The organism is Sinorhizobium glycinis, from assembly GCF_001651865.1.
Lineage (GTDB): Bacteria > Pseudomonadota > Alphaproteobacteria > Rhizobiales > Rhizobiaceae > Sinorhizobium > Sinorhizobium glycinis.
In genome coordinates this window covers 80818-92701 of sequence record NZ_LPUX01000060.1, presented here as the reverse complement: position 1 = coordinate 92701, position 11884 = coordinate 80818, and the positions used below count along the sequence as shown (strand labels likewise).

The 11884-nt window shown below is 61.2% G+C and carries 10 protein-coding genes; 2 read left to right on the top strand and 8 right to left on the bottom strand.

Features of this window, described 5'->3' with window-relative positions; all coding sequences use genetic code 11:
* Nucleotides 1-7: 7 nt before the first annotated feature.
* Nucleotides 8-1042, top strand: coding sequence for a DNA polymerase III subunit delta (holA, locus tag AU381_RS14010; RefSeq protein WP_064242366.1), 1035 nt, complete (start codon nucleotides 8-10; stop codon nucleotides 1040-1042).
* Nucleotides 1043-1384: 342 nt separating this feature from the next.
* Here holA and AU381_RS14005 read toward each other — a convergent pair whose 3' ends face one another.
* The 8 genes from AU381_RS14005 to hemE all read right to left on the bottom strand — a co-directional run bounded on the left by AU381_RS14005 (nucleotide 1385) and on the right by hemE (nucleotide 10551).
* Nucleotides 1385-2275 (bottom strand): ParB/RepB/Spo0J family partition protein, encoded by an 891-nt coding sequence (locus AU381_RS14005; RefSeq protein WP_064242365.1) that lies wholly within the window; start codon nucleotides 2273-2275, stop codon nucleotides 1385-1387.
* 33 nt (nucleotides 2276-2308) lie between these two features.
* Nucleotides 2309-3103 (bottom strand): ParA family protein, encoded by a 795-nt coding sequence (locus AU381_RS14000; protein WP_064242364.1) that lies wholly within the window; start codon nucleotides 3101-3103, stop codon nucleotides 2309-2311.
* A 14-nt stretch (nucleotides 3104-3117) separates the two neighbouring features.
* Nucleotides 3118-3759 (bottom strand): 16S rRNA (guanine(527)-N(7))-methyltransferase RsmG, encoded by a 642-nt coding sequence (rsmG, locus tag AU381_RS13995; RefSeq protein WP_064242363.1) that lies wholly within the window; start codon nucleotides 3757-3759, stop codon nucleotides 3118-3120.
* A complete protein-coding gene (gene mnmG, locus AU381_RS13990; RefSeq protein WP_064242362.1) occupies nucleotides 3756-5633 on the bottom strand; it encodes a tRNA uridine-5-carboxymethylaminomethyl(34) synthesis enzyme MnmG in 1878 nt (625 codons plus the stop codon). The genes rsmG and mnmG overlap by 4 nt, the downstream gene beginning before the upstream one ends.
* Nucleotides 5634-5835: 202 nt before the next feature.
* Nucleotides 5836-7155, bottom strand: coding sequence for a tRNA uridine-5-carboxymethylaminomethyl(34) synthesis GTPase MnmE (gene mnmE / locus AU381_RS13985; RefSeq protein ID WP_064242361.1), 1320 nt, complete (start codon nucleotides 7153-7155; stop codon nucleotides 5836-5838).
* A gap of 364 nt (nucleotides 7156-7519) precedes the next feature.
* A complete protein-coding gene (rho, locus tag AU381_RS13980; protein WP_082909993.1) occupies nucleotides 7520-8785 on the bottom strand; it encodes a transcription termination factor Rho in 1266 nt (421 codons plus the stop codon).
* Between the two features lie 195 nt (nucleotides 8786-8980).
* The gene (gene hemJ, locus AU381_RS13975; protein WP_064242360.1) at nucleotides 8981-9523 is read right to left on the bottom strand and encodes a protoporphyrinogen oxidase HemJ; all 543 of its coding nucleotides are present in this window, start codon (nucleotides 9521-9523) and stop codon (nucleotides 8981-8983) included.
* Nucleotides 9520-10551, bottom strand: a complete 1032-nt coding sequence (hemE, locus tag AU381_RS13970) for a uroporphyrinogen decarboxylase (RefSeq protein ID WP_064242359.1) — start codon at nucleotides 10549-10551, stop codon at nucleotides 9520-9522. Before hemE ends, hemJ begins: the two co-directional genes overlap by 4 nt.
* 405 nt (nucleotides 10552-10956) lie before the next feature.
* Here hemE and AU381_RS13965 point away from each other — a divergent pair, with 405 nt between their 5' ends.
* Nucleotides 10957-11778 (top strand): pyruvate, water dikinase regulatory protein, encoded by an 822-nt coding sequence (locus AU381_RS13965; RefSeq protein ID WP_064242358.1) that lies wholly within the window; start codon nucleotides 10957-10959, stop codon nucleotides 11776-11778.
* The last annotated feature ends 106 nt before the right edge of the window (nucleotides 11779-11884 follow it).

Genomic DNA, 11884 nt, shown 5'->3' with positions numbered 1-11884 from the left:
TATTCGGATGAGCGAGGTCAAGTCGCACGAATTTGACGGCTTCTTGAACCGAGGTGCGTCGGGTTATCGCCTTTTCCTGCTCTACGGTCCCGATCGCGGGCTCGTATCCGAACGGGCCGCACAGCTGGCCGGCCGCTCCGGCGTCTCCCTCGACGATCCCTTTGCCCTCGTTAAGCTCGATGCGTCGGAGCTGCAGCAGGGCGCAGGCCGGGTGCTCGACGAGGTCAATGCCATCGGTCTGTTCGGCGGCGAGAAGCTCGTCTGGATTCGAGGCGCCTCGAACGAAAAGGCGATCTCCGAGGCTTTGCAGCTCCTCGCCGACGAGCCCCCAACGGGAAGCACGCTCATCATCGAGGCGGGCGACCTCAAGAAGGGAGCCGTCCTCCGGAAGATCGGCGAGTCGTCCCGGGCCGTTGCCTCCGTCGCCTGCTACAGCGACGACGCCCGCAGCCTGCATGCCCTCGTCGACAAGGAGCTCGCCGAGGCCGGCCTGCGTATAAGCCCGGCGGCGCGCGAGCGTCTTCTCGAAGCGCTTGGTGGCGACCGGATGGCCTCACGGAACGAACTCAGAAAGCTCGCGCTCTACTGCCTTGGCAAGGATATGGTCGACGAGGAGGATGTGCTCGCCATCGTCGGCGACGCCAGCGCCATCTCCGTCGATGACGCAGTGGATGCGGTGCTCCAGGGTGACGTCGATGCGCTGCTGCACGCCATGAAGAAGATCACCACCTCGAAAACGCCGCCCTTCCTGGCGCTCCAGGCCTGCCTCCGGCAGTTTCAGCAGCTGGATCTGATGCGCGCCGAAATGGACGCGAGCCGCCAGTCGGCAAGCCAAGTGGCTGCAACTCTTGGCCGCGGCCTGCATTTCCGCCGAAAGCCGATCGTCGAGGCTGCACTGAAGCACTGGACCGCCCCGGCTATCCGGCGCGAACTGAGCCGGCTCCAGGCCACCATTTACCAGAGCCGCGCCCGACAGAGCCTTGAAGAAAGCCTCGTCTTGCAGAACCTGCTGGCGATCGCGATTCAATCGGCAAGGCGCTAAGGCGGTGAGCCGACTTGCAGGGTCGCGTTCCGCTGCGTCCCCTATCTGAACTCGAAAAGCTGAATCTGAACCGTGCTTTCGCCCGCGGGAACCGTTTCCGAGCGAAGGCAGGAGAAAAATTTAATAATAATTTGAAGCACTTGGGCGCAAAAAGGACGGGGTCATATTCGCGCCCTCACCCTAGCCTCTCCCCGCGAGCGGGGAGAGGGGACCTGCCCCTGCACGCCACACCAGCAGAGGGGACTGGGAGGGCGCGGCATCGCCCCCTTCGCCCCGCTTGCGGGGAGAAGGTGCCGGTAGGCGGATGAGGGGGAGCTTCAGGTCTGCAACGCTCACGATGGCTCAACGCCGCTCGAGTAGCCGGCAAATCTCTTCGAGCTGATCAAGGGTCTTGTAGGCAATCCTGAGGTGGCCTCCCGAGGCCTTGTGGCTGACGGTCACCTCCAGTCCCAGGCTGTCCGACAAGGTGCGTTCCAGCGCCAGCGTATCGGCGTCCTTTTCCTCGCGATGCCGGCCCTTGGCGAAGTTCGGATCGTTCTGGGCCTTGATGTCGTTCTGAGCCAGACGCTCCGCTTCGCGCACCGAGAGGCCCTTGGCGACGATGGAGCGCGCCAGCGCCACCGGATCGGAGGTCGGGACGAGGGCGCGCGCATGGCCGGCCGAGAGGCTGCCTTCGGAAAGCATGTCGCGCACCGGCTCCGGCAGCTTCAGGAGTCGCAAGCTGTTGGCGACGTGGCTGCGGCTCTTGCCGATGATGTCGCCGAGATCGTTCTGCGTGTAGCCGTGTTCGGCAATCAGCTGCTCGTAGCCGAGCGCCTCCTCCAAGGGATTGAGATCCGAGCGCTGGACGTTTTCGACGATGGCAATCTCCAGAGCCGTTCGGTCGTCGACGTCCCGCACGATCACCGGTATTTCGGTGAAGCCGGCAAGCTGTGCTGCCCGCCAGCGCCGCTCGCCGGCGATGATTTCGTATCGGTCATGGTCAATGGTGCGGACCACGACCGGTTGGACGATGCCATGCTGGCGAATCGAGCTGGCCAGATCCTGCAGTTCCGATTCGTCGAATTGCCGGCGCGGATTGCGTGGATTTCGGGAGACGAATTCGATCGGCACCCGCCGGTCGGGATTGACCGGGCTTCCAGGCGCCGTCCCGCTTTGCAACGGCTGATCCATTTCGCCGATCAAGGCCGCCAAGCCCCGACCGAGGCGCCTCTTGGAGCTGTCGTCGTTCATACTACACCCGCTTGATTACGACACCGAAACAATTTACGCGGCCTTGCGCTGCCGCTCCCGTTGAATGACTTCCGACGCCAGCTGCAGGTAGGCCTGGCTGCCGGCGCATTTCAGATCATAAAGGATCGCCGGCTTGCCGTAGGACGGCGCCTCGGAAACGCGGACGTTCCTCGGAATCAAGGTGTGATATACCTTCTCGCCGAGATGCGTCCGGACGTCGCTGACGACCTGCTGGGCCAGATTGTTGCGCGAGTCGAACATTGTCAGCACGATACCCTGTATATCGAGGCTCGGATTGACGGTGCGGCGCACTTGATCGACCGTTTCCAAGAGCTGGCTTAGACCTTCAAGAGCAAAAAACTCGCACTGGAGCGGCACAAGAACCGAATGGGCCGCTGCCATGGCATTCATCGTCAGCAGGTTGAAGGAAGGCGGGCAATCTACCAGAACGTAAGTATAGGCGAGCGCCTCCGGGGCCGCCAATGCCTTGCGCAGCCGGAAAACGCGATCGGTTTCCCGCGAAATCTGCATCTCGACGCCGAGCAGATCCATTGTCGAGGGAACGATGGCGAGGTTAGGCACGGCCGTCTCGCGTGCGATTTCGCCTATGGAATGCGTGCCCATCATCAGCTCGTAGGAAGACAAGTGCCTGTCGCGACGCTGGATGCCGAGCCCGGTGCTTGCGTTGCCCTGCGGATCGAGATCGACGATCAATACCTTCTCGCCGATGGCCGCCAACGCCGTCGCTAGATTGATCGCGGTCGTCGTTTTGCCGACGCCGCCCTTCTGATTGGCAATGGTGATGATCCGATTTTTTGGGCCAAACATGCTTCGCTCGCCTATCACTTCGTCCGACGTGAAAGATTTGCAATCTCGAGCACAACCGAATCCGGCTCGACGACACTTGCATGTTTTACCAGATCGAATTGAAAGCGGCTAACGGCTTTGTCTATTTCCGATTGGTAATCCCGGCCTTTGTGAAAGAAGGCGACGGTCTTCGATCCTTCTGCGAGCATCCACGGCGCGCAATAGTCGAGCAATTGACTCAAATCGGCGAGCGCGCGAGCCGAGATCGCGTCGCATCGAGGTATCACGGACGGTGCTTGCTCGATTCGAATCGGATGCACCGATCCGCGCGCGCCAGTTTCGTTGAGAACGACGCGCAGAAATGCAGCCTTCTTATTGTTGCTTTCGACGAGATGCACCCAGCCATCGGAAAATTCCGACAGGCAGATGGCCGTGATGACGCCTGGAAACCCGCCGCCGCTGCCGAGATCGGCCCATGTCTTTGGAGAGGGAGACAACTGAAAGATCTGCAGACTGTCGACGATATGGCGTTGCCATAGATCTTCGAGCGTCGATGGGGCCACAAGGTTGATCGACCTCGCCCACTTCTGAAAAAGCCCGGCAAAATGCTCCAGCTTTTCGAGCGTTTCACGTGAAACACGCAGCGCTTTCATGCGCTCGGCAGGACTCGCTTTCATTGTGCCGCACGCCCCGCCGCACGCTGATTCTCCTGCCGGCGCAACCAGGACAGAAGCAAGGATATTGCGGCAGGGGTCATACCGTCCACCTTCATCGCCTGCGCCAAGTTGCGCGGCCGCTGTTGCGCAAGCTTCTGTTTCAGCTCATTGGAAAGTCCCGGCAAGCAGCTATAGTCGAAGCCGTCCGGAATTGTCGCGCTCTCCTCTTTTCGAATGCCGGCAATATCCGCGGCCTGGCGTTCCATGTAAACCGCATAAGAGGCATCGATCTCCAGCGCTTCGGTGACACGCCTGTCGATTGCCTCAAGCTGCGGCCACAAGGGCTTCAGCCTCTCAATCGTCTGGTCGGGATAGGAGAGGATTTCAAAGGCCGAGCGCCGTTGACCGTCCTGGTTGAGTTTCAGCCCAAACCGCGTGCCCTGATTTGGCGTAATCGACAGCGACTGCAGGAGCGTGCGGCCCTCCTCATAGGCGATCTTCCATGATGCAAACCGCGCCCGGCGCGCCTCTCCGACGCAACCCAGTTCGATACCGACCGGCGTCAGGCGCATGTCGGCATTGTCGGCCCTGAGCGATAGTCGATATTCCGCACGGGAGGTGAACATGCGGTAGGGCTCGGTTATGCCGCGCGAAGTCAGGTCGTCGACCATCACGCCAATATAGGAAGCCGTGCGACTGAACACGAAGGGCTCGCGTCCCGTTGCCGCCAAGGCGGCATTCAGGCCGGCCACGAGACCCTGCGCGCCGGCTTCCTCATAGCCGGTGGTGCCATTGATCTGACCAGCCAGGAACAGGCCGGGAATTTTTCGCACCGCCAGCGAAAGCTGAAGCTCACGCGGATCGACATGATCATACTCAATGGCGTATCCCGGCTGGAGAATCGTCACGCTTTCCAGACCAGGAATCGTGCGGATAAAGGCCTCCTGCACGTCCTCCGGCAAGGACGTCGAAATGCCGTTCGGGTAAATTGTGTCGTCGTCGAGCCCCTCGGGCTCGAGAAAGATCTGGTGACCATCCCGCTCGCCGAAACGAACGATCTTGTCCTCGATCGACGGGCAATAGCGCGGACCGACTCCTTCGATCTGGCCGGAGTACATTGCCGATCGCTGGATATTGTCGGCAATAATCTTGTGCGTTGCGTCCGTCGTTCGGGTGACGCCGCAGTCGATCTGGCAGTTCGCGATCGCCTCGGTCATGAACGAGAATGGTACTGGATCTTCGTCCGGTCCCTGACGTCCGACGCGATCCCAGTCGATCGTCCGGCCATCCAACCGAGCTGGCGTACCGGTTTTCAACCGCCCGAGCCTTAGCCCGAAGCGCGCCAGCGTTTCCGACAGCCCGAGCGACGGCTCCTCGCCGACCCGGCCCGCCGGGATCTTGCGGTCACCGATGTGAATCAGGCCTTTCAGAAAGGTGCCGGTTGTAAGCACCACTGCGGTGGCACGAAACGTCCGGCCGTCTTTCATGACCACACCGGCGACACTCTCACTCTCGGTCAGCAGATCAAAGGCGTCGCCTTCGATCACGGTGAGATTCTCGATCGCGCCGATCTCCCTCTGCATCGCCTCCCGGTAGAGCCGGCGATCCGCCTGGGTGCGCGGCCCTCTGACCGCCGGGCCCTTGCGCCGGTTGAGCAGCCGGAATTGAATACCGGCAGCATCGGCAACGCGACCCATCAGCCCATCCAGTGCGTCGATCTCGCGGACCAGATGTCCCTTACCCAATCCGCCGATCGCCGGATTGCAGGACATCACACCGATCGTCTCTTTCTTATGGGTGATCAGCGCCGTCTGCGCCCCGAGCCGCGCTGAAGCCGCCGCGGCCTCGCAGCCGGCATGGCCGCCGCCAATCACGATGACATCATAGCTCGTCATGCACACGCTCCGCTTGCCTGCATGTCCTCCTTAAATCGGCGCGATTTAAGGAGACCATCCAGGGAAAGTGCTACTGCGTCCTTTATGCGCCTGAAAGGACGCACTGCGCTGTAGGTCTTGATTCTCAATTCGCCGCAACGAGTCAAGAAGGTTTCACGTGAAACCTGTCGGACTCATGATTGTCGCCTCCGGCTTTCCGGCGTCATTTGCCAATGCAGAATTCCGAGAATATCACGTCGAGCAGGTTCTCGACATCGACGCGGCCGGTGATCCGTCCGAGCGCGTCGCTTGCCAGTCGAAGCTGCTCCGCCTTTATGTCTAGGCCCGTTGCCGTCAGGCCCAGCCAGAGCGCGGCGCTCGCCTGTTTAAGGCAATCCACATGGCGCTTTCGCGACGGCATCGCGAGCGACGTCCGGCCCGCCAGGTCGGGAAGGTGCGCCTTCAAGCAGTCCAGCAAATCGGCGATGCCGTCGCCCGTTTTCGTCGATAGGAACACATCCGCCTGTTCCGGCGACCACGTCATCTCGTTGCGGTCGGTCTTCGTTGCGACACGGATCACCGGCACATTCTTCCCAACCGGTTCGTCCCACACGAATCCATCCGGTTTTTCCGATAGCAGCAGGATCAGATCGGCGTGCCCGATGACTTCTCGCGCCCGCCGAATACCTTCGCGCTCGACGATCTCGTTCGTTTCCCGCAGCCCCGCGGTGTCGAACAATTTCACGGAGAATCCGGCTAAGGACAGGTCGACGGCGAGCACGTCCCGCGTGGTGCCGGCAATCTCCGTCACGATTGCGATGTCCCTTTTGGCAAGCGCATTGAGCAGGCTCGATTTACCGGCATTCGGCTCCCCGGCGATGACAATCTTCAAGCCGTCGCGAATGATCTCGGCCAGCCCGGCCTGATCGACGTGGGCCTCAATGTCCGCCCGCAGTTTCTCGAGGTCGGACCAGATGGTGTCGCCGACGGAGCCGGGAACATCCTCTTCATCGGCGAAGTCGAGTTCCGCCTCGATCATCGCCCGCGCATGCGTCAGGCGTCGGGCCCATCCCTGATAGAGAGCCGATTGACCGCCGCTCGATTGTTCAATGGCAAGCCGACGCTGCATTTCGGTCTCGGCCGTGATGAGATCCGCCAATCCCTCGACCTCGACGAGATCCATTTTGCCGTTCTGGAAGGCGCGCCGGGAGAACTCCCCAGCCTCGGCATGCCGCAATCCCTCGAACCCGGCAAGAGCGTCGAGAACGGCATGCACGACGGCCCGCCCGCCATGCACCTGCAGCTCGCAGCAGTCCTCGCCGGTGAAGGATCCAGGACCGGGAAAATAGATCACCAGACCACTATCCAGCACCTCACCGTTTCGAGTCCGAATCGTTCTGAGAGAGGCGGTGCGCGGCCTCGGTAGCGCGCCGCACAGCTGCACGATCGCCTCCGCCGTCGCCGATCCGCTGATGCGGATGACGGCGACACCGGCGGGCAGGCCGCCGCTGGAAAGCGCGTATATGGTATCCGTGAACTGCATCGCTTATTCGGCACCCTGGGCGCAAGGTCGAACCTGCGCGCCGCGTCGGATCCTGTCTGTGTTGAGATCAATCAGCCGCTCTTGGGCAGCCCCATGTCCCGTAACACCCCTGTATCGCATTGTGGCTGTGGGCGTGTGGGTCGGCGCAGACTTATGCATGTCTGCGAGCCGAAAATCAAGCTTCGCCGGGTCGCAGCGAAATCCGTGCGGACCGTCACGGCTGTTTCACGTGAATCATTACGGGAGCAAGTCGGGGCGATCCATCCAGGTGAAGCGGTCCCGGAATCCGGCTAAGGACATTCGGTCAAAGAAAGGGCCGGGATCCAGCGAATCCCGGCCGCATAGATGCTCTGTCCGCGATCGATCAGGTATTCATCGAATCGAAGAAATCGCCGTTGGTCTTCGTCTGCTTCAGCTTGTCGATGAGGAACTCGATCGCGTCGGTCGTGCCCATCGGCGCGAGAATGCGGCGCAGCACGAAGATCTTCTGCAGGTCCTGGCGCGGCACGAGCAGGTCTTCCTTGCGTGTCCCGGACTTCAGGATGTCCATGGCCGGGAAGATGCGCTTGTCGGCGACCTTGCGGTCGAGGACGATTTCCGAGTTGCCGGTGCCCTTGAACTCTTCGAAGATGACTTCGTCCATGCGGCTACCGGTGTCGATCAGCGCGGTGGCGATGATGGTCAGCGAGCCGCCTTCTTCGATGTTGCGGGCCGCACCGAAGAACCGCTTCGGGCGCTGCAGGGCATTGGCATCGACACCGCCGGTCAGGACCTTGCCGGAGGACGGCACGACCGTGTTGTAGGCGCGGCCGAGGCGGGTGATCGAATCGAGCAGAATGACCACATCACGGCCGTGCTCGACGAGGCGCTTTGCCTTCTCGATCACCATTTCGGCGACCTGCACGTGGCGAGTCGCCGGTTCGTCGAAGGTCGAGGACACGACTTCGCCTTTCACGGAGCGCTGCATGTCCGTCACTTCTTCCGGCCGCTCGTCGATCAGGAGAACGATCAGATAGCATTCCGGATGATTGGCGGTGATCGAATGGGCGATGTTCTGCAGAAGAACCGTCTTACCGGTACGCGGTGGCGCAACGATCAGGCCGCGCTGGCCCTTGCCGAGAGGAGCGACGAGATCGATGACGCGGGCGGAAAGGTCCTTGGAAGTCGGTATCTCGAGTTCCATCTTGAACCGCTCATTCGGGTAGAGCGGCGTCAGGTTGTCGAAGTGAACCTTGTGGCGGATCTTCTCCGGATCGTCGAAATTGATCGTGTTGACCTTGAGGAGCGCGAAGTACCGCTCGCCTTCCTTGGGGCCGCGGATCGGCCCTTCGACCGTATCGCCGGTCTTCAACGAGAAGCGACGAATCTGCGACGGCGAGATGTAGATGTCGTCCGGACCGGGCAGATAGTTTGCGTTTGCCGACCGAAGGAAGCCGAATCCATCCTGAAGGACCTCGACAACGCCTTCGCCGATGATCTCTATATCCTGCGAAGCGAGCATTTTGAGGATCGCGAACATCAGCTCCTGCTTGCGCATGGTGCTGGCGTTCTCGACCTCGAGCTCTTCGGCAAAGGCGAGGAGATCCGTCGGCGTCTTGTTCTTGAGGTCTTGAAGCTTCATTTCAGCCATGAAGAGTCCATGATTTGTAGGGGAATAGGAGGAGGCGTGATTTTCGTAAGGGAGCTGCGAGGGGAAGGGGCAGGCTCTAAACTTCGTCACAGGCCTTGGGATGAAGGAGATGCGCGAAAATAGCGATTCACGTGAAACGCCGCAAGGGGGCGCCGCAAATTAGCGGCAACTATTGCAGCTGCGAATCGATTGAATTCAAAATGGTTTCACGACAGCGAGGATAACGATGAGGATCATCAAGAGGGTCGGCGCCTCGTTCATCAGCCTCCAGTAGCGCGCGCTCTTCCGATTCGCGTCCCGTTGAAAGTCGGCGACCGTCCGGCTGAAATGCACATGCACCAGCGTCAGCAGCACGACGCAGAAAAGCTTGGCATGAAGCCATCCACCTCGGAAGCCGTAGACGCTTCCTGCGAGATAGAGGCCGAGCACCCAGGTGATCATCATGGCCGGGTTCATGATCACCTTCAGGAGCCGGCGCTCCATTGTCTTGAAGGTCTCGGACTGCACCGAACCGGGCAGCGTATCGGTATGATAGATGAAGAGCCGCGGCATGTAGAGAAGCGCTGCCATCCACGAAATAACCGCGATGATGTGGAGCGCCTTGATCCACAGGTAGAGATCGTCCGGCTGCGCGACGAAAAGCCCGGCCAGCAGAGCAACGAATACGGAAAGTGCGACGATCGCCCGAAGCCGCGCCCGCTTTCCGGGAGCGCTGTCCGTCTGCCGTTCGACCATCATCCGCTCCCGCGAACGCGCGCCACGAGGGCGGCAACGTTTTCCGGATCGGCCTCGGGCGTGATGCCGTGGCCGAGATTGAAGATCAATGGTCCATGGCCGAGCGCATCAAGGATCCGGTCGATACCGCTCTCCATGGCCGCACCGCCGGCAACGACCCGCATCGGGTCAAGATTTCCCTGGACGGGACCTTCCTTCTGCAATTCCGCGGCAAAGGACAGCGGCACGGCCCAATCGAGACCGATTGCGTCGGCGCCGGTCAAGCGGCGATAATCCTTGAGCAACAGACCGACTCCCTTCGCAAAGGCGATGATCTTCGCGCCGGGCCGGCGGGCCCGCACCGATGCAATCATCCGCCGCACCGGCTCGACGGCAAAACGGGCGAACTCATCCTCGCCGAGCACGCCCGCCCAGGAATCGAAGATCTGCACCGCGTCGGCACCGGCATCGATCTGTTCCACGAGGTAATCCGCGGAGACGTCGGCCAGAAACGCCAGCAGCTGCTCAAAGGCCTTCCGATGCCGGTAGGCGAAGAGACGTGCCGGCGCCTGGTCCGGCGTGCCGCGCCCGGCAATCATATAGGTGGCGACCGTCCAGGGCGCGCCGCAGAAGCCAAGCAGAGTCGTTTCCGCCGGCAATTCCCGCCGGAGCCGCGAAACGGTTTCGAAGACGGGAGCGAGGTGGCTCAACACGCCAGCGCCCTCGAGGCGCGCGATGCCGTCGGTGTCGATCGGTTCCATCCGCGGCCCGTGGCCCTCCTCAAAACGGACGTTTCGGTGAAGTGCGTCGGGAATGACGAGAATATCGGAGAAGAGGATCGCAGCGTCGAAAGCGTAGCGGCGGATCGGCTGCAGCGTCACTTCCACAGCAAGATCCGGCGTATAGCAGAGATCGAGGAAACTCCCGGCCTTCGCCCGCGTCGCCCGATATTCCGGCAGATAACGGCCGGCCTGGCGCATCAGCCAGACGGGTGGAGGGGTGAGGCATTTTCCGTTCAACACCTCAAGCACTTTGCGATGTGTCTCGGCCACTCGCCATTCCCCAATCTAAAATCAAACTGAATTGAAATGTTTTCTATTTCTTAGAGTCGGTGGCTATCAAGGATTAAAATCGATCCTCAGTTCGTCCAATCGGCGCGGATCGCCACGCGCATCACGGGAGAAAGTTCGTCCGGATTCGCGATGGATCTGGAAAATACGAGAAAACTTAGAAAAGTCAGCATCTTGCCCGCGCTACCGGATTTGCGATTCCTGTGGACAAGGAGTCGATCTGCGTGACAATTTGTCGTCGGCTTGAGTCTTGTCCACAACAGCGCGCGGGCGTTTTTCGTCCCGGCGCCGGATGTGAATAACGCGACGCTTTTCCACGGGCCTGGGCGGCGACCGCGACTTTTGCCGTCTGGTGTCCCGGCTCATCAACAGCCTCCGGAGAATTGCGTGGAGAACCGAAAAAACTACTTCCACCTGCATCTCGTCTCCGATTCGACGGGCGAGACGCTGATAGCCGCGGGCCGTGCGGCCGCCGCTCAGTTCCAATCCTCGCACGCGCTCGAACATGTCTACCCGCTGATCCGCAACAAGAAGCAGTTGATGCAGGTCCTCGATGCCATCGACGGCGCGCCGGGCATCGTGCTCTATACGATCGTCGACCGGGAGCTTGCCGGCATGATCGACCAGAGATGCCGCGAGATCGGCGTTCCCTGCGTCTCGGTCCTTGATCCGATCATCGAGCTGTTTCAATCCTATCTCGGTTCGCCGTCGCGTCGGCGTTCAGGCGCCCAGCATGTCATGGATGCCGACTATTTCGCCCGGATCGAGGCGCTGAATTTCACCATGGATCACGACGACGGCCAGATGCCGGCCGATTTCAACGAGGCGGACGTCGTGCTGGTCGGAGTGAGCCGGACCTCCAAGACGCCGACGAGCATCTATCTCGCCAATCGCGGCATCAAGACGGCCAACATCCCGATCGTGCCCGGCGTGCCGCTGCCGGAAGCGTTGACCAGGGCGACCAAACCGCTGGTGGTGGGTCTGATCGCCAGCGCCGACCGGCTTTCCCAGGTGCGCCAGCATCGCCTGCTCGGCACGACCCAGAGCTTCCACGGCGAGGAATATACCGACCGGGCGGCGATTTCGGAGGAGCTGAAATACGCCCGGACGCTCTGTGCCCGCAACAATTGGCCGCTGATCGACGTGACACGCCGTTCGATCGAGGAAACGGCCGCCGCGATCGTTGCCCTTCGCCCTCGGCTCAGATAGAGCGAGCCGCAGGAACCGGACGGGCGCAGGCCGGACGGGCGGTCGCGCCGTTCGGATCCGGTTCATGAGAAATCGATCATGATGATCGGATCGAAACGATCCACGA